The organism is Rhizobium sp. PAMB 3182 (assembly GCF_052908355.1).
Genome location: NZ_CM128607.1, coordinates 624,360 through 646,763, shown reverse-complemented (window position 1 = coordinate 646,763; position 22,404 = coordinate 624,360). Strand labels below are relative to the sequence as shown.

11 protein-coding genes, 1 pseudogene and 1 riboswitch are annotated in these 22,404 nt (G+C 62.5%); of the genes and pseudogenes, 10 read left to right on the top strand and 2 right to left on the bottom strand.

The window, feature by feature from the left end:
* Window positions 1-52 precede the first annotated feature (52 nt).
* Window positions 53-1,258: a GGDEF domain-containing protein gene (locus tag ACU5AZ_RS03250; protein WP_446825903.1), complete on the bottom strand. Its 1,206-nt coding sequence runs from the start codon at window positions 1,256-1,258 to the stop codon at window positions 53-55.
* 477 nt (window positions 1,259-1,735) lie between these two features.
* Here ACU5AZ_RS03250 and clpP point away from each other — a divergent pair, with 477 nt between their 5' ends.
* The 7 genes and pseudogenes from clpP (at window position 1,736) to ACU5AZ_RS03215 (ending at window position 11,477) form a co-directional block, all read left to right on the top strand.
* On the top strand, window positions 1,736-2,365 hold the full coding sequence (clpP, locus tag ACU5AZ_RS03245; protein ID WP_446824603.1) for an ATP-dependent Clp endopeptidase proteolytic subunit ClpP: 630 nt from the start codon (window positions 1,736-1,738) through the stop codon (window positions 2,363-2,365).
* 296 nt (window positions 2,366-2,661) lie between these two features.
* Window positions 2,662-3,939 carry an ATP-dependent Clp protease ATP-binding subunit ClpX gene (gene clpX, locus ACU5AZ_RS03240; RefSeq protein WP_446824602.1) on the top strand — a complete coding sequence of 426 codons (1,278 nt, stop codon included), beginning with the start codon at window positions 2,662-2,664 and terminating at the stop codon, window positions 3,937-3,939.
* 392 nt (window positions 3,940-4,331) lie between these two features.
* Window positions 4,332-6,755, top strand: a complete 2,424-nt coding sequence (gene lon / locus ACU5AZ_RS03235) for an endopeptidase La (protein ID WP_446824601.1) — start codon at window positions 4,332-4,334, stop codon at window positions 6,753-6,755.
* Window positions 6,756-6,970: 215 nt separating this feature from the next.
* Window positions 6,971-7,243, top strand: coding sequence for a DNA-binding protein HupB (hupB, locus tag ACU5AZ_RS03230; protein ID WP_261930484.1), 273 nt, complete (start codon window positions 6,971-6,973; stop codon window positions 7,241-7,243).
* 260 nt (window positions 7,244-7,503) lie between these two features.
* Window positions 7,504-7,883 (top strand): annotated as a pseudogene (locus tag ACU5AZ_RS03225) (GNAT family N-acetyltransferase).
* 110 nt (window positions 7,884-7,993) lie between these two features.
* Window positions 7,994-8,143, top strand: a riboswitch (FMN riboswitch).
* A 100-nt stretch (window positions 8,144-8,243) separates the two neighbouring features.
* Window positions 8,244-9,137 (top strand): DMT family transporter, encoded by an 894-nt coding sequence (locus ACU5AZ_RS03220; protein ID WP_446824600.1) that lies wholly within the window; start codon window positions 8,244-8,246, stop codon window positions 9,135-9,137.
* Window positions 9,138-9,275: 138 nt separating this feature from the next.
* Complete coding sequence (locus tag ACU5AZ_RS03215; RefSeq protein ID WP_446824599.1) at window positions 9,276-11,477, top strand: esterase-like activity of phytase family protein; 2,202 nt, start codon at window positions 9,276-9,278, stop codon at window positions 11,475-11,477.
* A 61-nt stretch (window positions 11,478-11,538) separates the two neighbouring features.
* Here ACU5AZ_RS03215 and ACU5AZ_RS03210 read toward each other — a convergent pair whose 3' ends face one another.
* Window positions 11,539-12,525: an aldo/keto reductase gene (locus tag ACU5AZ_RS03210; RefSeq protein ID WP_446824598.1), complete on the bottom strand. Its 987-nt coding sequence runs from the start codon at window positions 12,523-12,525 to the stop codon at window positions 11,539-11,541.
* Between the two features lie 164 nt (window positions 12,526-12,689).
* Here ACU5AZ_RS03210 and ACU5AZ_RS03205 point away from each other — a divergent pair, with 164 nt between their 5' ends.
* The 3 genes from ACU5AZ_RS03205 (at window position 12,690) to ACU5AZ_RS03195 (ending at window position 22,275) form a co-directional block, all read left to right on the top strand.
* Window positions 12,690-13,928 (top strand): metallophosphoesterase family protein, encoded by a 1,239-nt coding sequence (locus tag ACU5AZ_RS03205; protein ID WP_446824597.1) that lies wholly within the window; start codon window positions 12,690-12,692, stop codon window positions 13,926-13,928.
* A 4-nt stretch (window positions 13,929-13,932) separates the two neighbouring features.
* Complete coding sequence (locus ACU5AZ_RS03200; RefSeq protein WP_446824596.1) at window positions 13,933-17,388, top strand: AAA family ATPase; 3,456 nt, start codon at window positions 13,933-13,935, stop codon at window positions 17,386-17,388.
* Between the two features lie 279 nt (window positions 17,389-17,667).
* On the top strand, window positions 17,668-22,275 hold the full coding sequence (locus tag ACU5AZ_RS03195) for a M10 family metallopeptidase C-terminal domain-containing protein (RefSeq protein WP_446824595.1): 4,608 nt from the start codon (window positions 17,668-17,670) through the stop codon (window positions 22,273-22,275).
* Window positions 22,276-22,404: the final 129 nt, after the last annotated feature.

The following is a 22,404-nucleotide window of genomic DNA, read 5'->3' as shown; positions in this document are numbered from 1 at the left end:
CCGAGCGATTTAGCGGATTTTGAAAAAGGCGGATAGCGGTCCGGGCGCTTTTTCAACCGGCCTGGACGAAACGGGGACGAAAGGGCTGAGGCACGGCAGCTTCGGGAGAGCGGTCCGCGCTGCCCGGGTCGTTGTCTGCCGCATCGCCCTCGTTGCAGCACCTGACCACATGCACCACGCCGTCGTGCAGGAAGGCGCTGCGGTTGCGGCCGCGGGCCTTGGCCTCGTAAAGCGCGGTATCGGCGGCATGCATCAGGCCGTCGATGTCGGCCTGATCGTGGGGCATGCAGGCGATGCCGATACTGACCGTGGCGCCGACGGAGCCCGATTTCGTTGGGTGGGCGGTGGAGCCGAAACGCAGGCGAATGGTCTCCGCATGGGCAATTGCTTCGGGATGGCCCGCAACGGGAAGGGCGGCGACAAATTCCTCGCCGCCGCTGCGCGCGACAATCCCCCGCTCGCCGATCACCTCACGGGCGAGCTTGGCGAAGGCGATCAGCACCTGGTCGCCCGCGTCATGGCTGTGGCGGTCGTTGATCTGCTTGAAGTGGTCGAGGTCGAATACCAGGATGGAAACCAGCGATGCCGGCTTGCCGCGCTCGATCATGGGACAGAACGCTTCCTCGAGGCCGCGCCGGTTGAGCGCCCCGGTAAGCGGATCGCAGCTCGCCAGGTGGCGCAGGCGGCTCTGGGACATCTCCATGACGATGCTTGCCCATGTGATGACCATGGCGATCAGGCCGGCAGCGCCGATCGCGCCACACACAGGGCCGACGGAGAGCTCGAGGATGTCGGCGGGCTGTTCGATCGCAACGCAGGCCGCGATGACGGTGGAGTTGAGCGCAAAGATGATCCAGAGCCCGCAGATGATGTGGCGCTGGACCGCCCGGCCGACGGGAATGGAAAGCGAGGCTGAGGCGAGCATCAGGCAGCCGCTCACCATGGACACGCCGTACAAGGCCGAACGATAGACGAGGTTGTCCTGCGCACCCGGCAACTGCATGCCGATCAGCCATGTCGCGACGGGAAGGAGTATGCTCGGCGGTACCGCGCGGCCCGACAGCTTGTGCATCCCCACCAGCCAGAAGCTCATGCCCCAGAGTGTCAGGGCATTGGGAAATTCCGGCGGCAGCATTCCCGGCGTGCGGCTGTTGAGGGTAAGCGCGATGAGGCCGGCGCTCCGAAACGCGAAGCCGAGGCTCCAGTACAGGTAAAACTGGCTGCGTGGCGAATTCAGCCATACGACCAGCAGGAGCACTGACAATGTCAATGTCTCTACCGTTAGAAACAGCATTCCGGTGTGTAGGTCGGGCAATGTCTTCAGGGGCCTGTTCGTTGCGTAACGTCAATCTAAACTGTGACGCATTGACAGATGCTTAAATAGGACTGATGTCGCTCATTAAAATTTGACAACAGATAAGCAAAAACCTGTGCGTGTGTACTTGGGTTGCGGCAACCCGCGACGCCGCCGCCAGCTTGTGGAAATTCAGTATTGCTTAACCACGTCCAGCGTGAAAACCGGTGGGGTCGTGCCTGCGTAACTGGTAATTAATGCGGCAGTTGGGAAAAAGGCCGCGACCACTGGAGCCGATCTGCCTGCAAAAAGCCGGGAAAACGCTTTTCAAGCTTATCGGGCGCATCTCTTGAAGTTGCGTACCCCGACGCTCTATGTAGGGATTGGATGAATTTACTGATTCCGGGCGCAAGCCGGGAATGCGTTGGATAAAGGAAGCAAATGAGAAACCCAGTTGATACCGCCTTGGCCCTGGTGCCGATGGTCGTCGAGCAGACCAACCGCGGGGAACGCTCCTACGATATCTATTCCAGGCTTCTCAAAGAGCGGATTATCTTCCTGACGGGCCCCGTGGAGGATCATATCGCGTCGCTGGTTTGCGCGCAGCTCCTGTTCCTGGAAGCGGAAAACCCGAAAAAGGAAATCGCTCTCTACATCAATTCGCCGGGCGGTGTCGTCACCTCCGGGATGGCGATTTACGACACCATGCAGTTCATTCGTCCGGCCGTGACGACGCTTTGCATCGGCCAGGCCGCGTCCATGGGTTCGCTGCTGCTCGCCGCCGGCGAGAAGGGCATGCGGTTCGCGACGCCGAATGCACGCATCATGGTCCACCAGCCGTCCGGCGGCTTCCAGGGCCAGGCGTCCGACATCGAGCGTCACGCCCGCGACATCCTGAAGATGAAGCGTCGCCTGAATGAAATTTACGTGAAGCATTGCGGCCGTACCTACGAGGAAGTTGAAACTTCGCTCGACCGCGACAACTTCATGGATGCCAATGAAGCCCAGGACTGGGGCCTCATCGACAAGGTACTGACGTCACGCGCCGAGACCGAAGGCGACGCCGCGTGAAATGACCGTTGACGGCCCTTGGCCGCCCTCAAAACATTTTGGGGGATGGCCTCGGCTCAAAAACCGGTTAATAGTGCGTCTTAAGGCTATGTTGAAGTTTTGTGACATAGCTTTTGGGTTTCAGGGGAATGCGTTGCCTCCGGAATTCAAACACGAAAAGGTTTGGTTCCGGTCAGTGCCCCTGAAAACGAGGCTGGTGGTGGCGAAGAGACCGAATGGGCCCCATCAGCGGCGATTAATGTGCGCGAAACCTTTTCGTTCGGAAAGCGTCGCGTCGTGCTGGAAGGGAATAGGATATGAGCAAGGTCAGCGGCAGCAACGGCGGTGACTCCAAGAACACCCTCTATTGTTCGTTCTGCGGCAAGAGCCAGCACGAAGTCCGGAAACTGATTGCCGGACCGACGGTATTCATCTGCGATGAATGCGTCGAATTGTGCATGGATATCATCCGTGAAGAGAACAAGTCCTCTATGGTCAAGTCCCGTGACGGCGTCCCCACGCCGCAGGACATCATGGAGGTCCTCGACGAATACGTGATCGGTCAGAAGGGCGCCAAGCGCATCCTGTCGGTCGCGGTACACAATCACTACAAGCGCCTCGCGCATGCCTCCAAGGGCAGCGACGTCGAGCTTGCAAAGTCGAACATCCTGCTTGTCGGCCCGACCGGCTGCGGCAAGACCTACCTTGCCCAGACGCTCGCCCGCATCATCGATGTGCCGTTCACCATGGCCGATGCGACGACGCTGACCGAAGCCGGCTATGTCGGCGAGGATGTCGAAAACATCATCCTGAAGCTTCTGCAGGCCGCCGACTACAACGTCGAGCGGGCGCAGCGCGGCATTGTCTACATCGACGAAGTCGACAAGATCAGCCGCAAGTCGGACAACCCCTCGATCACCCGCGACGTGTCGGGCGAGGGCGTGCAGCAGGCGCTTCTGAAGATCATGGAAGGCACGGTCGCTTCCGTGCCGCCGCAGGGCGGCCGCAAGCATCCGCAGCAGGAGTTCCTGCAGGTGGACACGACCAACATCCTCTTCATTTGCGGCGGCGCGTTCGCAGGCCTCGACAAGATCATCTCCGCCCGTGGCGAGAAGACCTCGATCGGCTTCGGCGCCACCGTCAAGGCGCCGGACGACCGTCGCGTCGGTGCCGTGCTGCGTGAACTGGAACCGGAAGATCTGGTGAAGTTCGGTCTCATCCCCGAATTCATCGGCCGTCTGCCTGTCCTGGCGACGCTCGAGGACCTCGACGAGGATGCGCTGATCCAGATCCTCTCGGAGCCGAAGAACGCGCTCGTCAAGCAGTACCAGCGCCTGTTCGAGATGGAAGACATCGAATTGACCTTCCACGAGGACGCGCTGCGCGAGATTGCCCGCCGGGCGATCGTGCGCAAGACGGGTGCCCGCGGTCTGCGCTCGATCATGGAGAAGATCCTGCTCGACACCATGTTCGAACTGCCGACCCTGGAAGGCGTTCGCGAAGTCGTGATCTCGGACGAGGTCGTGACCGGTGCGGCCCGCCCGCTCTACATCTATGCCGACCGGCAGGAAGAAAAGGCCAACGCTTCCGCGTAAGGCTCGCTTCTTTCGACGAATATCGAAAGGCCCGCCGCTGTGCGGGCCTTTTGCGTTGAAGATGTCGCAAAAACGGGTTGGATTCTGCGCTTAGCCATTGAAAAGCCGTGCTTTGCCGTTGCGGTCCGGCTTCAATACGGTGAAGATGGTGCGAATCCATTTGCGGCCTGTGCAGGTGCTGTGCGTGTGATGTCGGTAAGCTCCGGAACAGGTGGCTCGGCTAGCCTCGATTTCAGGCTTCGGGCTTAGGGTGACGAAGGGTTGTGGGGACGGGCGGTGCCCTTGAAAACGACCAGGCGATACTCCAACTGTTAGTAAACAACCGATATCGCCTGGAAGCCTCCCAAGCCTTGGCGATTGTTCCGGAAACGGAACCCTTGAAAGGACATGAAATGACGAAAGAAACGTCAGCTGCAAAACAGGCAACGCTGTATCCGGTGCTGCCTTTGCGCGACATCGTGGTGTTCCCGCACATGATCGTGCCGCTCTTCGTCGGCCGTGAAAAATCGATCCGTGCGCTTGAGGAAGTCATGGGGTCGGACAAGCAGATCATGCTTGTCACCCAGCTCAATGCCGGTGACGACGATCCGGATCCGTCCGCCATGTACGATGTCGGCACCGTCGCCAATGTGCTGCAATTGCTCAAGCTGCCCGACGGCACCGTCAAGGTGCTGGTGGAAGGCAAGGCGCGCGCAACGATCAGCGGCTATGGCAGCCGCCCGGAATATTATGAAGCCGTTGCCGAAATCCTGCCCGAGCCGGGCGACGATCCGGTCGAGGTGGAAGCGCTTGCTCGCTCGGTGGTCTCCGAGTTCGAGAACTATGTGAAGCTCAACAAGAAGATTTCGCCGGAAGTGGTGGGCGCCGCCAGCCAGATCGACGACTATTCCAAGCTCGCCGATACGGTTGCCTCGCACCTGTCGATCAAGATCACCGAGAAGCAGGAGATGCTGGAAACCACCAGCGTCAAGGAACGCCTCGAAAAGGCGCTCGGCTTCATGGAAGGCGAGATCTCCGTTCTGCAGGTCGAAAAGCGGATCCGCTCGCGCGTCAAGCGCCAGATGGAGAAGACCCAGCGCGAGTACTATCTCAACGAGCAGATGAAGGCGATCCAGAAGGAACTGGGCGACGCCGAGGACGGCCGTGACGAGATGGCCGAACTGGAAGAGCGCATCAAGAAGACGAAGCTTTCCAAGGAGGGCCGCGAAAAGGCGGACGCCGAACTGAAGAAGCTGCGCCAGATGAGCCCGATGTCGGCCGAAGCCACCGTCGTGCGCAATTACCTCGACTGGCTGCTGGGCCTGCCCTGGGGCAAGAAGTCGAAGATCAAGACGGACCTCAACCTCGCCGAGAAGGTGCTGGAAGAGGATCACTTCGGTCTCGACAAAGTCAAGGAACGCATCGTCGAATATCTCGCCGTGCAGGCCCGCGCCTCCAAGATCAAGGGTCCGATCCTGTGCCTCGTCGGTCCTCCGGGCGTCGGCAAGACCTCGCTCGCCAAGTCGATCGCCAAGGCGACCGGCCGTGAGTACATCCGCATGGCGCTCGGCGGCGTTCGTGACGAAGCCGAAATCCGTGGCCACCGCCGCACCTATATCGGCTCGATGCCCGGCAAGGTCATCCAGTCGATGAAGAAGGCGAAGAAGGCCAACCCGCTCTTCCTGCTCGACGAAATCGACAAGATGGGCATGGATTTCCGTGGCGATCCGTCGTCGGCGCTGCTTGAGGTGCTCGATCCGGAGCAGAACTCGACCTTCATGGACCACTACCTGGAAGTCGAGTACGACCTGTCGAACGTGATGTTCATCACCACGGCCAACACGCTCAATATTCCGGGTCCGCTGATGGACCGCATGGAGATCATCCGGATCGCCGGCTACACGGAAGACGAAAAGGCCGAGATCGCCAAGCGGCACCTGCTGCCGAAGGCCATCCGCGAGCATGCGCTGCAGCCGAAGGAATTCTCGGTCAGCGACGACGCGCTGATGGCGGTCATTCGTCAGTACACCCGCGAAGCCGGTGTGCGGTCCTTCGAGCGTGAGCTGATGAAGCTCGCCCGCAAGGCCGTGACGGAGATCATCAAGGGCAAGGTCACCAGCGTCAACGTGACGGCCGACAACATCCATGACTACCTCGGCGTGCCGCGGTTCCGTCATGGTGAAGCCGAGCGCGAGGATCAGGTCGGTGTCGTCACCGGTCTCGCCTGGACGGAAGTCGGCGGTGAACTGCTGACCATCGAAGGCGTGATGATGCCGGGTGGCAAGGGCCGTATGACGGTGACCGGCAACCTGAAGGAAGTGATGAAGGAATCGATTTCGGCGGCGGCATCCTATGTCCGCTCGCGGGCGATCGATTTCGGCATCGAGCCGCCGCGCTTCGACAAGGCGGACATCCACGTCCACGTTCCGGAGGGTGCTACTCCGAAGGATGGCCCGTCGGCAGGCGTCGCCATGGCAACGGCCATCGTGTCGATCATGACCGGCGTGCCGGTGTCCAAGGACGTTGCGATGACCGGTGAAATCACGCTCCGCGGTCGGGTTCTGCCGATCGGCGGCTTGAAGGAAAAGCTGCTCGCGGCCCTTCGCGGCGGCATCAAGAAGGTTCTCATTCCGGAAGAAAACGCCAAGGATCTGGCCGACATTCCGGACAATGTGAAGAACAACATGGAGATCATTCCGGTCTCGCGGATGGGCGAGGTGCTCGAGCACGCGCTCGTTCGCAAGCTCGAGCCGATCGAATGGGAGCCGCCGGTGGAAGTGCCTGCAATCGCAGGCAAGGACGCTGCCGACGATTCGGCCGGCACGATCGCGCACTGAGCGCGGCGCGGCCAGCTCGTGACCGCTCTGTGACCGAAGTGATACATTTTACCGAAAGGCCGGCATTTATGCCGGCCTTTTTTGTGAAATACGAACGAAAAACGCTTGCTTTTCCCTGCGTAGCAAGGCTTTTGGCTTGCAGCAGGCGATAGCTCCCCTATGCTTTCGCCGAGCTTGATAATGAGTCGTTTCATACCAATGAAAGGGGTGGAAACATGAACAAGAATGAACTCGTGTCCGCAGTTGCAGAAAAGGCCGGTCTGACCAAGGCAGATGCAGCTTCCGCAGTCGACGCGCTCTTCGAAACCGTTCAGGCTGAACTCAAGAACGGTGGCGACATCCGTCTCGCCGGCTTCGGCAGCTTCACCGTTTCGCATCGTGCAGCCTCCAAGGGCCGCAACCCGTCCACGGGCGCTGAAGTCGATATCCCGGCTCGCAACGTTCCGAAGTTCACGGCCGGCAAGGGCCTGAAGGACGCCGTCAACTAATTCACGTTGACGTCTTTCCCGGCACCTCGCTGGGAAACAGGAATTGAGTTTCAAACCCGGTGCAGCAATGCACCGGGTTTTCCTGTTTCAGGGGCGTATTGCCGCTTAGCTGCCAATGCCGAGAATCGCGCGGAAGGTGTTGAAACGCGCCAGCGTTGCTACCGAGATGGTTGGAAAACGACGGCGTGTTAGTGGGACGTGGGCTTCCGATCGTCATAAGCATCCCTATTCTAGTTCGATCTGATACCGGAGATGCCGCATTGGAATACAAGATTGATCCGTTCCCATCCTTTGAAGCGCTGACCGTTCTGTGGCGGGAGGCTTGGGGCAGGAGCCGTCGGCTTCCATGTCCGATGTATTGAAACGGAGCCTCGGTCATGTGGGTGCATATGAAGGCGAGACCATCGTCGGCTTTGTCAATGTTGCCTGGGACGGCGGCATCCATGCGTTCATACTGGATACTTGCGTTCTTCCCGCGTTTCGCAGGCAGGGCGTGGCGAGCCGGCTTGTGAAAGAGGCTATCGCCCTTGCCGGAAGTCGTGGGGCTCGATGGCTGCATGTGGATTTTGAACCGCATCTTGAGGAGCTTTATCATCGCTGCGGGTTCAGGCCGACGAAAGCGGGCTTGATTGGCCTTTAGTCCGGCAGGCTCCGGCCACTCTCGAAATCGGAGCGCATCCGGGTGATGCACCGTCAACAATCCGGAAACGCCCGCGCTCTTGCCCGGTGCGTCGGGATATCTTATCTGTGGGCTGTTCTCAGGGCGGGGTGAAAGTCCCCACCGGCGGTAAGGGGTTCGTCCCCAAGCCCGCGAGCGCCGTTGGATGTGTATCCGGCGGGTCAGCAGATCCGGTGCGATTCCGGAGCCGACGGTCATAGTCCGGATGGAAGAGAATGAGAGAGACGGTCGCAATCCGGGCGGGGTTCCTGCTCGGGGTTGAAGCCGTTTTCCACCTCATGCGTCCTGATTTGTGTTGGTCTCTTTTGGAGAAGCAAAGACATGAATCAGAGCTCCCTAGCGCTCAACCCGTCCCGCCCGGTGGCGGCCGCGATCCTCATGGTCGCAGCCGGTGTCGCCTTTGCGGGCATCAATACCGCCACCCAATGGGTGACGATGCGGCTCGGCTTTCCGCCGGCCGCCGCAGCCTTCTGGCAATATGCGTTTGCCTCCGTGCTGTCCGTGCCGGTCATCTGGCGGCTCGGCCTCGGCGCCATGCGCACGGCCCGGCCGTGGCATCATCTGTTGCGCGTCGTGCTCTCGGCGCTCGGCGTCGAGGCCTGGGTGGTGGGCCTTGCCTCCGTGCCGATCGGCCAGGCGATCGCGCTCGTCATGACCTCGCCCTTCTTCATCATCCTCGGCGCCCGCTTCTTCCTCGGCGAGCGGGTGGGGGCGGTGCGCTGGCTGGCGACCGCGACCGGCTTCACCGGCGCGATGATCATCCTGCAGCCCTGGTCGGAAGCCTTCACGCCGGCGGCACTCCTGCCGATCATCGCGGCACTGCTCTGGGGCGGCGCTTCACTGATCACCAAGAACCTGACGGCCTATGAGAAGCCCGAGACGATCACCATCTGGCTTCTTGTCCTGCTGACGCCGGTCAACGGGGTGCTGGCGGCCGGCGCCGGTTTTGCCGTGCCGACCGGCTTGGCGCTTGGACTTCTGGTGCTGATGGGCGTCCTGACGGCCGCTGCGCAGTATCTCCTGACCTGGGCTTACCGCGCCGCCGACGCGGCCTACGTGCAGCCGTTCGACGATCTCAAGCTGCCGCTCAACGTGCTCGCCGGCTGGGTCGTCTTCGGCTACGCGCCGACCGTCTCCTTCTGGATCGGCGCGGTGCTGATCCTCGGGGCCTCGCTGTTCATCATGCACAACGAGCGGCGGCGCCGGCCGGCCTGACCTTCGAAAACCCGGCTTTTGCCGGGTTTTCTTTGGTCTCTGTGCGAAATCGTCGCATATGAGCCCGCGCTGTCATGCGCCTGTCATGCAGCATGCGCACAACCGCCTGGTTCCAATTCGAGGAGACAGGGGGTCCCCATGACGAAGACTTTTTCCCGCGCGGCGTTGACCGCAGCATTGCTGGCATCCACCGCCGCAGCCGCATTCGCAGAACCCGTGTTCAACCGCATCGCAGCCTTCCCGGTCGCGGCAAACCTGCCGGCCGACAAGGACGCCAAGACGCCGACCTCGTCGGAGATCATCACCGCGACGGAAGACGGCAACACGCTTGTCTATTCCGACAGCCCGCTCGGCGCCGTCGGCTTCGTCGACATCACCGATCCGAAGGCGCCGAAGCCGCTCGGCGCCGTCATGGCCGACGGCGAGCCGACCTCCGTCGCCGCCCGCTTCGGCAAGGTCTTTGCCGCCATCAACACATCCGAGGATTACGTCAAGACGGGCGGCAAGCTTTTGACCATCGACGTCAAGAGCCGCGCCATCGAGGCATCCTGCGATCTCGGCGGCCAGCCGGATTCGATCGCGATCGCTCCGGATGGTTCCTTTGCCGCCATTGCAATCGAGAACGAGCGCAATGAAGAGCTGAACGATGGAAAGCTGCCGCAGATGCCTGCCGGCTACCTCGTCACCATTCCCTTCAAGGATGGCGCTGCCGATTGCGGCGGCCTGAAGAAGATCGACGTTACCGGTCTTGCCGAGATCGCCCCGGAAGATCCGGAGCCGGAATTCGTCGACATCAACGGCAAGGGCCAGATCGCCCTGACGCTGCAGGAAAACAACCACATCGTCATCGTCGACGGCAAGACCGGCGAAGTTACCTCGCACTTCACCGCCGGTGCGGTCGATATCGATGGTGTTGACATCGAGAAGGACGGCAAGCTCGACTTCACCGGTTCGCTGAAGGGCGTCAAGCGCGAGCCCGATTCGATCCAGTGGCTGGATGACAATCGCGTTGTCGTCGCCAATGAGGGCGATTACGAAGGCGGTTCGCGCGGTTTCACCATCTTCGACACGGCCGGCAAGGTCCTCTACGAGTCCGGCCCGAGCCTTGAGCGCGAAATCGCCAAGCTCGGCATGTTCCCCGACAAGCGCGCCGGCAAGAAGGGCGTCGAGCTGGAAGGCCTGGAAGTCGCCAAGTTCGGCGACCAGCAGTACATCTTCGTCATGTCCGAACGCGCTTCCGTCGTCGGCATCTACAAGGATACCGGCGCCGAGCCGGAACTGATGCAGATCGTGCCGTCGGGCGTGGCTCCGGAAGGCATCATCGCCGTTCCGCAGCGCAACCTGATCGCCACCGCCAACGAGGCCGACCTGGTCGAGGATGGCGGCGCCCGCTCGCATGTCATGCTCTACGAGCTCGGCGAAGGCGAGAAGGCATTCCCGGAAATCGTCTCGGCGGACGACAAGGACGGCAATCCGCTCGGTTTCGGGGCCCTGTCGAGCCTGGCTGCGGACGCCACGACCCCCGGCAAGCTCTATGCCACCAATGACAGCTTCTATTCGGGGCAGCCGTCGATCTTCGTCATCGACGCGACGCAGAAGCCCGCGGTCATCACGGACGCCATCCGCATCACCAAGGACGGCGCCCCGATGGAGCACCGCGACATGGAAGGCCTGACTCTCGACGGCAAGGGCGGCTTCTGGATCGCCAACGAAGGCAATCCGGAAAAGGACGTGCCGCACCAGATCTTCCACGCCGGCGCCGAAGGTGCCGTCGATCAGGTAATCGACATTCCGGAAGCTCTGAACGCCAATCAGGTGCGCTTCGGCTTCGAAGGCATCACCAAGGTCGGCGAAGGCGACGACGAGACGCTGTGGATGGCCGTGCAGCGCGAATGGAAGGATGACGAGAAGGGCTTCGTCAAGCTCGTCTCCTACAAGCCGTCCTCGAAGGAATGGGGCGCCGTGCGCTATCCGCTCGACAAGGGTGAAGCCGGATGGGTTGGCCTGTCCGAAATTACCGCCAATGGCGACTATGCCTATATCGTCGAGCGCGATAACCAGATCGGCGAAGCTGCCAAGCTGAAGAAGATCTACAAGGTCGCGCTTTCCGAGCTGAAGCCGGCGCCGCTCGGCGGCGAACTGCCGACGGTCAAGAAGGAACTGGCCTACGACCTGCTGCCGGACATGCTGGCCGCGACGCACGGCTATGCCGTCGACAAGATCGAAGGGTTCACGATCGACGCTTCGGGTCAGGCCTATGCCGTGACCGACAATGACGGCGTCGACGACTCCTCGGGCGAAACCCTGTTCTGGGCCGTCAACCTGAACAAGACCAACTGATCTCATATCAGGATCATGTAACGAGAGGCCCGGCAGTGATGCCGGGCCTCTTTGACGTTTCCTACCAGCGCTGATGGACGTGCGGGGCGATCAGCCGGGCATAGACGTCCCCGGCGGCCTTCATTACATCGGCGGAGAGTGCCGAGAGTTCGGCGGCCGCCGCGTTCGACTTTGCCTGCGTGGCGTTGCGCGCGCCCGGAATGACGACGGTGACGGCGTCGTGCATCAGGATCCATTTCAGCGCGAAGGCGGCCATGCTAGCGCCTTCCGGCACCAGCTTGCGGATCTCTTCGACCGCCTGCAGGCCGGTTTCGAACGGCACGCCGGCAAAGGTCTCGCCGACATCGAAGGCCTCGCCATTGCGGTTGAAGTTGCGGTGATCCTCGGCGTCGAATTTCGTCTCGGCGGTAATCTTGCCAGTAAGCAGACCGCTTGCCAGAGGCACGCGGGCGATCACGGCGACGTTCTTCCTGCGCGCTTCGTCGAAGAACAGGCCCGCCGGGCGCTGGCGGAACATGTTGAAGATGATCTGGACGCTGACGACGCCCGGATACTCGATGGCCTTCAGCGCTTCCTCGGCCTTTTCGACGCTGACGCCGTAATCGCCGATCTTGCCGGCCGCCTTCAGCTCGTCGAGCGCGACAAACGTCTCGGGGCGATAGAAAACCTCGGTCGGCGGGCAGTGGAGCTGCACGAGGTCCAGCCGCTCGACGCCGAGATTGGCAAGACTGCGGTCGACGAAGGCTTCGAGGTTCTTCTTGTTGTAACCGTCGGCGACATGCGGGGTCAGCCGTCGTCCGGCCTTGGTGGCGACCATCGGGCGCTCGCCGCCGCGCGCCTTCAGCACCTCGGCGATGATCTTCTCCGACCGGCCGTCGCCGTAGACGTCGGCCGTATCGATGAAGGTCACGCCGTTGTCCAGCGCAGCGTTCAGCGCGTCGCGGCCGTCGGTCTCGCTGACATCGCCCCAGCTGCCGCCGATCTGCCAGGCGCCGAAGCCGATTTCCGAAACAGTGAATGTCGTCCGACCGAATGGGCGGTAATGCATGACTATCCTCCTTGTCTGCGTTGGATGCGGCATAGCAGCGGCCTGAAGGCCGCACAAGTTCGCAGGTTCCGGGGTGAATATGGTGGAGGACGGGCCGATGACCATAGGCATGCCCGCCGCAATTGCCTAAAACGGGTGCGCATGCCCAACCGACCGAAGGACGAATGACCTCTTTCCGCTTCATCCACGCCGCCGACCTGCATCTCGGCAGTCCCTTCCAGGGGCTGGCGCTGAAGGATGCCGAGGTGGCGAAACTGTTCGTCGAGGCAAGCCGCAAGGCCTTCACCAATCTCGTCGACCGGGCCGTGGAGCTTCAGGTCGATTTCGTCATCATTGCCGGGGATGTCTATGACGGCGACTGGCCGGACAATTCGATCGGGCTCTTCTACAACCGCCAAGTGGCGCGGCTGACGCGGGCGGGCATACCCGTCTACTTTCTGCGCGGCAATCACGACGCTGAAAGCGTGATCACCAAGACCATCACCCTGCCGGAAAACGTGTACGAATTTTCGACCCGCAAGCCGGAGACCTTCCGCATCGACCGGCTCAAGGTGGCGCTGCACGGGCAGGGCTTCGCCAACCGCTCGGCCAACGACAATCTGGCAATCACCTATCCGCAGGCCGAGCCCGGTGTCTTCAACATCGGCGTCCTGCACACCTCGCTCACCGGCCGCGAACCGCATGCGCCCTATGCGCCGTGCTCGCTCGATGACCTCAAGTCGAGGGGATATGACTACTGGGCGCTCGGCCATGTGCACGAATACGAGGTGATCGCCGAGGATCCTCCGGTCATCTTCCCGGGCAATATCCAGGGCCGCAGCATTCGCGAGCAGGGGGCGAGGGGCGCTGTCCTGGTGACGGTGGAGGACGGTTCCGTCCGCCACGAGCGGATGATCGTCGATGAGGCCCGTTTTGCGGCGGCCACCGTCGAGGTCCTGCCGGACGATACCATGCCGGCCCTTCTGATGCGGATCGAACAGGCCCTTGAGCCGGTCGCGGCCGCTATGCAGGGCAGGCCGGCGGCTTTGCGGCTGCGGCTCTTCGGCCGTTCGCATCTCAAGCACGACATCGCCGCCGCCGGGCCGGATTTCCGCGACGAGGTGCAGGCGGCCTGCCACCGGGCCGGCGCCGATCTCTGGCTGGAAAAGCTGGAACTGGCGATTGAGCTTCCGCAGGACGAGGCGGCGCGCGATCATTTCGACGGCCTCGATCTCGAAGGCCTGATCGACGGGCACGTCTTCTCGCCGGAGATGCTGGCGCTCGCCGAAGCGCGCATCGCCGAGATCGCCGTCAAGATGCCGCCCGGCAGTGCGGCGGCAGACCTGCCGCTCGGCGCCGATGCCCGCACGCTTCTGGAAGAGGCCCGCGAATTGCTGATCGCTTCGGCAAAGCGGGGAGACTGACGCGATGCGCTTCAAGTCCCTCGATCTCCTGCGCTACGGCAAGTTCTCCGGACGGCATCTGGACTTTCGCGCCGATGCCGGCCTGCATGTCGTCTACGGTCCGAATGAGGCGGGAAAATCCTCCGCACTGTCGGCCATTTCCGATCTCCTCTTTGGCTTCCCGGACCGCGATTTCCGCTACGGCTTCGGCCATGACAACCGCGACCTGCGCGTCGGCGCGGAACTCGTTGCCCGCAACGGTGCGGAAATCCGTTTCCGCCGCCGCAAGGCACGCAAGAACGCGCTGGTCGCTGCGACCGACGCGGAGGAGCCACTCTCCGACGACGCGCTGAGCCCCTATCTCGGCACGCTTGGCCGCGACGTCTTCGAACGCGCTTTCGGTCTCGATACCGATGCGCTGCGCAAGGGCGCCGACATCATGCTGCACTCCTCCGGCGAGATCGGCAGCCTGCTGTTCTCCGCCGCCTCCGGCATGATGGGCATGCGCGACCTGCGCCAGAAGCTCGACCAGCAGGCCGACGGCATCTTCGCCGAGCGCAAGTCGCAGAACCGGCTGTTCTATCAGGTGCTTGATCGCTATGAGGTCGCCCGCAAGGCGGAGCGCGATCATACGCTGCGGTCCGATGTCTGGAAGAAGCTTTCGGAAGCGCGCGCCGAGCTGGATGCAAAAATGGCGGCGCTCGCGCTAGAGCGCAAGGAGACCGGCCATGCCATTGAGCGGCTCTCCCGCCTGAAGCGCTGGAAGCCGCTGATAGACGACATCGACGCAGAGACCCGGGCGCTGGAGGTCTTCGCCGATCTCGACGGCATTGAGGATGGTGACGCCGAACGGCTTCGCCAGCTTCTGGAGCGTCAGGAGCGGCTGAAGCAGGAGATCGCCCGGCTGGAGACGGACGGGCGTGGTCTCGCTGCCAAGCTGGAGGGCATAACGGTCGATGACGCCATGCTCGCCGCCTCCGGTCGCATCCAGGAGCTCTATCGCGAACTCGGCAACTATAACGGTCTGCGCAAGGACCTGCCGGCCGTGGATCGCGAACTGGCTCAGCACGAGGCCGGCCTGACGCAGCTTGCCCGCCGGCTGGGCCTCGCCGAACTGGAGGAACTCGAGGCGAAGATCCCGGATGAGATGGCGCTCACGGAACTGCGGCGGCTCGCCGAGCAGGGGCGGGACCTGCAGCGCCGCCGGAAGGATACGGACGAAGCGCTGGCCGCCGAGCGCGAGACGCTGGATCGCCTCTCTGCCGACAGGGCGGGTCACCTGATCGACCCCAAGCCCTGGCGCGACCAGCTGGCGACGATGGGTCCGGATATCGATGAGATCGCAAAAAGGGATCAGTTGGCGGTGCAGGTGGGCCGCCTCTCGGAAGACCTGGGGGCGATGGTGGGTCGTATGCGCCCGGCTGTCGACGCACTCGACCGGCTTGCCGCCGTGCCGCTGCCGGATCCGGCGGCGATCTCCGCATTCGGCGAGCGGTTGGGCGCCGCCCGGGACCGGCTGAAGGACGCTGTCCGCGAACGGGACCGGATTGCCGCCGCACTTGGCGAACTGGACGAGGAAATCCAGCGCCTCGGCGCCGGCGGGACGATGGTGACGCAGAGCGATATCCGTGACGCCCGACAGGCGCGCGACGAGGACCTGCGTCTGGTCGCCGACGCCGCGGCCAACCGGGAGCCGGTCGAGCCGGCGACGGTTAACCGGCTTGCCGATCGGATCACTGAGGCCGATCGTCTATCGGATGCGGCGCTTGCCGATGCCGAGCGCCTGTCGCGTCATGCTGCACTGGCCCAGCGCCGAGAGCGACTGACGGTCGATCAGCGGAAGGTGGATGCCGGGGTCGCTGAGTGCGAGGAGGCGTTATCGGCCGAACGTTCTGCGTATGAGGCTCTTTTCGAGGCATGCGATGTCACGCCGCTGGAGCCGGATGCGATGCTCGTCTGGCGGCGATCACTGGATGCTGCCTTCGAACGGCAGCGGGAAATCGACGCGCTCAAGGACCGCTGCGCCATTGTCGACCGCCTTGAAGAACGCCTGCTGCCGGCCATGCGATCGATCGCTGCCGGAGCCGGGCTCGCCGCGGTAGAGGCCTTGCCGGCCGTTGCCTTGAGCCGCGCCATTCAGCGCCATCTCGGCGAACTTGCCGACCGCTGGCAGGAAAGCCGTACGCTGGAGGGTGAGAAGACCGCCGCCCGCCGTCGTCTGAAATCGCTGGAGGCGCAGAAAGCCGAGGTCGATCGCGAAGAGGTTGAGTGGCGCCAGCCGTTCGCGGCGGCCGTGGCAAGGCTTGGCTATCCCGTCGGCATGTCCGCCGATGCCATCCTCGCCGGGCTGGACCTCTGGGCGCGGGTTCCCGATGCCCTCGTGCAGCGCCAGAGCTACACGCGTCGTGTTGCCGGCATCAACCGGGATATCGGCGCGTTCGAGAAGTCGGTCGCAGCGCTCATCTCGGACATTGCGCCGGACCTGAAAGACATGAACGCGGGCGCGGCGGTGGAGACACTGACGGAGCGCGCCGCGACCGCTCGCAGCCGGAATGAGGCGCGGCTCGCCCTGACGAAATCCTTGGAAGAGGCGCGGCAGAAGCTGAAGGAGTTGCGCCGGGCCGACGAAGAGACCGAGGCGGATCTGGAGGCGATGACGGCGGGCCGGGAAGGCGACGGCCCCGCGCTGCTGCGCCGTCTCGAAGAGCGTCAGTCTCGTCGCCGGCGTCTGGACGAAGCCCGTGAGCGCTTTCGCCAGCAGTCCGAGGGTGTCGACGAGGCCGAGGCTCGCGTGGCGCTTGATGGCTTCGATCCGGTCGATGCCGGCCTGTCCCTAGAGCGGCTGAATGCCGAAAGCGAGGCGCAGTATCGGACGTTCGGCGAGCTCAACGCCGCGCTTGCCGACAATCGTGCGGCGCGGGAGGCAGCCGAAACGGGCGAGAGCGCCGAGATGGCGGCCTTCGAAAAGCGCGCCGCCGAAGAGGAGGCGAGGGAGCTTGCCCGCCGCTGGGCAGTCACCAAACTCGCCTCCGACATCCTGCAATCCTCGCTCGACAGCTATCGCCAGTCGCAGGCCGATCCGATGATTCTCAGCGCCGGCGAGCGCTTTTCGAGCCTGACCGACGGCGCATTCGTCCGCCTGCTGCAGGATTATGACGACAAGGACGAGCTGCAGCTTCTGGCCGAGCGGGCAAACGGCGAGAAGGTGCCGCTGTCGGGCTTGAGCGAAGGCACCGGCGACCAGCTCTATCTGGCGCTACGGCTTGCCTTCCTGGAGGACTATTGCAGCCGTAACGAGCCGGTGCCGCTGATCGCCGACGACATCTTCCAGACCTTCGACGACGAACGCACCGCCGCCGGGTTGAAGACGCTCGCCCTCGGCGCCGGCACGTTCCAGACCGTTCTGTTCACCCACCAGCAGAGTGTCGTTGACATTGCCGGCGACGTGCTCGGAAAAGCTGCCGACATCATTCGCCTCTAGCATTGCCTGCAGATCGGGTGCTTCTTTCCAGCTTCGCGCAAGTCCCTGTCCCTAACGTGAAAACGAGAATGGGTTTGGGCTGTCTGTTCCGCTTTCATTGCTTGCGGATGATCCTTTCCTGCTTCTTGGGGAATTTCATTAGGAATTTGATTTCGCGGACCGAGATGATCTTGGTCCGAATGGTCTCTGGTAGACGCGTGACGCTCGAGATTGGTCGCCGGCCGTGGCCGTCTCGTCAGGGTGTCTAGCCAGTCAGCGGCCCATAAACGAGGGACAGGCATGGCGAAGTCGTCGGGTATAGGTCAAACAGCAGTCATCACCGATATTTCGCAGATCACGGCGACGTCCTATACCGACGTGATCACGGCTGCCGTCCAGATTACGGGCGCCTACATCGACCTCGGCAATGGTCGCGACTCCCTTACGCTCTCCGATTCCGGGCCGAACACGCTGACGCTCGCAAACATCGAGACCGTGACCGGCGGGGCCAGCGCCGACAGCGTCTATTTCGACGCGAAGGTGACCTCTGCGACCGTAGATCTCGGTGACGGCGAGGATCACATCTATCTTTCGGACGACGGTGCGACGCTGACGGCGGCGAATGTCGAGCAGATCACCGGCGGATCGAGCACGGACAAGATCGTGTTCTCGACGCAGGTGACCGGCGGCACCTATGATCTCGGCGACGGCTCGGATAGTGTCACGCTCTCTCGCTTCGACAACACCCTGACGCTGTCCAGCGTCGAGTATGTGTCCGGCAGTTCCAGCTCCGACGTGATCACCATTAACGGCGAAATCACCGGCGGGCGTTATGATCTCGGCAGCGGCAGCGATTCGCTGACCTTCGGAGACGGCGGCGTGACGGCTGCCGTGCTCAACACCGAGACCATCGTGTCCGGCGCCGGCGACGATCGCATCACGCTTGCAACCTACGCCACGACCAAGAACAGTGTTGATCTCGGGGCCGGTCAGGACACCCTGATCCTCGGCAACTACACCAACAAGCTGAGCGTCTCCAACGTCGAGACCATCAAGGGCGGTCGTTCGACAGACATCATCTATCTGAGCCAGTCGACGACGGGCGCCGACATCGATCTCGATCGCGGCCGCGACCAGGTCACGCTCGCCGACGGCGGCAACACGGTGACCATGACCGGCGTCGAGACCATTGTCGGCGGCGCCGGCGATGACCGTATCCTCTTCAACGAGGCGCAATCGGGCGGCAAGATCGATCTTGGTGACGGCCAGGATACGCTCATTTTCTCCGAGAGCCGCGGCGGCACCGCGACGCTCTACAATGTCGAGTCGGTCATCGGTGGCGACGCCTCTGAGTATCTGACATTCGGTACGCAGCTCACGGGTTCGACGCTCGATCTGGGCGAGGGCGGCGACCGCGTCTATCTCGGCAACTACCACAACACGGCGACCTTCCGGAATGTAGAGACGATCGTCGGCGGTCGCTCCGACGACTATGTCGTGGTCGAGACGGAGATCACCCGCGGTACGATCAACCTCGGCAAGGGCAACGATACGCTCTACCTCGGCGATGGCACCAATACGCTCAACATTTCCGATGCCGAGACGCTGATCGGCGGCAGCGGCGACGACCGCATCGCCATGGCGGTGTCGTCCTCCGGCTCCTACATCGATCTTGGTGCCGGCGATGACTACCTCTCTCTGACCGCCGCCAACAACAAGCTGACGGTCGCCAATATCGAGACGGTCATCGGCTCCAGCAGCACCGATACCGTCACGGTCTCCGGCCAGGTGACCGGGGGGCTGTTCAATCTCGGCTCCAGCAACGACGTGCTCACGCTGGACAACTTCAACAACACCTTGACCGTTTCGCTGGTCGAATCGATCAACGGCGGCTCCAGCTCCGATCACGTTCTGATCTCCAACCAGACGACCGGAACGATCCTCGATCTCGCCGACGGCAACGACACGATCGTGCTCTATTCCGGCGGCACGGTAACGGCGCGCAACGTCGAAACCGTCCTCGGAGATGCCAGCGCCGACTATGTGGTCTTCGATGAGGGCGTCACGGGCGCGACGATTGACCTCGGCAAGAATTCAGACCGTGTGAAATTCTCCGATTTCAACAACACGGCGACCATCTCCAATGTCGAGACCATCACCGGCGGCAAGTCATCCGACGTGATCACGCTCGGCGAAGGCTATACGGGCGGTGTCATCAGCCTTGGCCGCGGCGACGACAAGCTGGTTATCTCCGACAGCGGCGCAACGGTCACCGTCAGCGACGTGGAGACCGTCATCGGCGGCTCGGCCGACGATGACGTCCGTCTTGGCGGCACGATCGACGGTGGCTTCATCGATCTCGGCGATGGCCAGGACACGCTTCAGACCACGGGCAACGTCACCATCACGGTCGCGAATGTCGAAACGATCAACGGCTCTAGCGGCGTTGAGAAGATCTATATCTCGGCACCCTTCACGGGCGAGATCGGACTGGGCTCGGGCAGCGATACGGTGATCATGGCCGATGGCGGCAACACGATCACCATGTCGGGCGTGGAAACGGTGACCGGCGGTGCCGGCTCCGACAACATCACGATCAACTCGATCGACGGCGCGACGACTGTCGATCTCGGCGACGGCGTCGACACGCTCAAGATCAGCGACAACGGCGCTTCGCTCTCGGTTGCCAACGTGGAAACCATCACCGGCGGCCGCAGCGACGACACCATCGTCTTCAGCGATGCCGCGAATGGCGTCAGCATCGACCTGGCGGACGGCAATGACACCGTCATCTTCGCCGACCGCGACAACACCGCGACGGTGAGCTATGCCGAGACGATCGTCGGCGGCAGGTCCTCCGACAGCATCACCTTCGGCTCGGAAGTGACCGGCGCCTATGTCGATCTCGGCCGTGGTTTCGACACGCTGACCTTTTCAGCCGACGGCGCGACGGTCACCATCGACAATGTCGAGACCGTCATCGGCAGCCAGTACGAGGACGTCGTCAATCTCGCCACCTACACGACCGGTACATTCATCGATCTTGGCGACGGCGAGGACCAGGTCGTCTTCTCCGACGACGGCGGCACGATCACCACTGCCAATGTCGAAAGCGTCCAGGGCGGCGCGGGCAAGGACAATGTCACGCTATCGGATGGCGATCTCGGATACATTTCGCTCGGTGACGGCGATGATACGCTGAACCTGTCGAGCGCCGGTAATACGGTGACGGTCTCGGGCGTCGAAACCGTTCTCGGCGGCGCCGGTGATGACGATGTGACGCTGACGGACGAAGTGTCCGGCGGCGTCATCAAGCTCGGCGACGGCCAGGACACGCTGCATATTTCCGAATACGGGGCGACCCTGTCGGTTTCCGGCATCGAATCCATCATGGGCAATGCCGGCTCCGACGTGATCTCCGTCATCGAGCAGTATACCGGCGGCGTCATCAACCTGATGAGCGGTTCGGACGAGATCAAGTTCGGCAATTACAACAATACGGCGACGGTCCAGAACATCGAGACGGTTCTCGGCGGTACGCTCTCCGACACGGTCACCCTCGAGGGCAGCTACGAGCAGGGCTACATCGATCTCGGCAGCGGCCTCGATACCCTCAATCTTGGCGTCAGCGGCGCCACGGTGACGGTTGCCGGCGTCGAGACACTGGTCGGCTCCGACAGCGACGACGTGATCACCATCAACAGCTCCAATGTCGGCGCGGTGATGGACTTCGGTGCGGGATCAGACAAGCTGAGCTGGACCGGCGGCCTGACCGCAACGGTTTCCAATCTCGAGTCGATTTCAGGCGGCAGTTATTCCGACCGCATCACGCTCGCGACGCAGATGACCGGCGGCTACATCGACCTTGGCGACGGCAACGACAAGCTGACGCTGGCCGATGCGGAAAACACGGTGACGATCAGCAATGTCGAAACCGTCGTCGGTGGTTCGACGGACGATCTCGTGGTCATCAACAGCGACACTTATTCCGGCCGCCTCGATCTCGGCGACGGCTATGACGAACTCAACCTCGCGGCAAGCGCCAGCACGGTGTCCCTGACCGGTGTCGAGACGATACTGGGCGGCGGTGGCGCCGACAAGGTGACCATTCTGGACGCCGCCACGGGCATCGAGATCGACCTCGGCGACGGTTCGGACACGCTGGTCCTCGGAAACTACACCAACACGGTCTCGGTCTATTCGGTCGAATCGATTTCCGGTGGCTCGAACGCCGATACGATCTTCGTGAAGGAAGCCGTCACCGGCGGCCAGTTCAACCTTGGAACGGGTGTCGACAGCATCAGCTTCGCCGAGGGCGCGACCGCGACGCTGACCAGCGTCGAGACGATCAGCGGGTCGAGCTATGCCGACAACATCACCATTTCCGGCGCGTTCACAGGAGCGCCGATCGACCTCGGCAGCGGTGAAGACTATCTGACGCTCGGCTCCGCCTCGACGCTGACCGTTTCCAACACCGAAAACATCACCGGTTCGTCGGGGGCTGATGTCATCGTCCTCACCGGATCGACAAACACCATCGTCGATCTCGGCGCCGGCAGCGATAGCATCGTCTTCGGCGCGGGCATCGACACGGTGACGGGCGGGGCAGGCTCCGACCTCTTCACCTTCACCTCGACCTCTCAGTCGAGCGGCGACACGGCGGACAAGATCACCGATTTCGTCGCCGGTACCGACAAGCTGGTCTTCTCCGGATTGCAGTCGGGGACGTTTAACTGGCTCGGCAGCAACGCGACATTCAGCGGCAGCGGCAATTCCGAGGCCTACTTCGTCGACTCGACCGACACGCTCTACGTCGACGTCAACGGCGACGGCGCGGCCGACATGCAGCTGACCCTGAGCGGCACCTCTGCCTCGGACCTCGCCAGCGCCGACTTCAAGTGGAGCTGATCGACTTTACTTACGTTAGGTAAAGTAAAATGGAGCCCGGGGCCTCTGCAGCCCCAGGTATGTTTTCTGCCTAACAATTGCAGGCGGAATAATACCGATAGTGCATGTTTGTGTACCAATATTCACTAC

Excerpts from the sequence above, each read along its gene's own strand:
- clpP (WP_446824603.1), top strand. The coding sequence starts at position 1,736 with ATGAGAAACCCAGTTGATACCGCCTTGGCCCTGGTGCCGATGGTCGTC.
- clpX (WP_446824602.1), top strand. The coding sequence starts at position 2,662 with ATGAGCAAGGTCAGCGGCAGCAACGGCGGTGACTCCAAGAACACCCTC.
- lon (WP_446824601.1), top strand. The coding sequence starts at position 4,332 with ATGACGAAAGAAACGTCAGCTGCAAAACAGGCAACGCTGTATCCGGTG.
- hupB (WP_261930484.1), top strand. The coding sequence starts at position 6,971 with ATGAACAAGAATGAACTCGTGTCCGCAGTTGCAGAAAAGGCCGGTCTG.
- ACU5AZ_RS03220 (WP_446824600.1), top strand. The coding sequence starts at position 8,244 with ATGAATCAGAGCTCCCTAGCGCTCAACCCGTCCCGCCCGGTGGCGGCC.
- ACU5AZ_RS03215 (WP_446824599.1), top strand. The coding sequence starts at position 9,276 with ATGACGAAGACTTTTTCCCGCGCGGCGTTGACCGCAGCATTGCTGGCA.
- ACU5AZ_RS03210 (WP_446824598.1), bottom strand. The coding sequence starts at position 12,525 with ATGCATTACCGCCCATTCGGTCGGACGACATTCACTGTTTCGGAAATC.
- ACU5AZ_RS03205 (WP_446824597.1), top strand. The coding sequence starts at position 12,690 with ATGACCTCTTTCCGCTTCATCCACGCCGCCGACCTGCATCTCGGCAGT.
- ACU5AZ_RS03200 (WP_446824596.1), top strand. The coding sequence starts at position 13,933 with ATGCGCTTCAAGTCCCTCGATCTCCTGCGCTACGGCAAGTTCTCCGGA.
- ACU5AZ_RS03195 (WP_446824595.1), top strand. The coding sequence starts at position 17,668 with ATGGCGAAGTCGTCGGGTATAGGTCAAACAGCAGTCATCACCGATATT.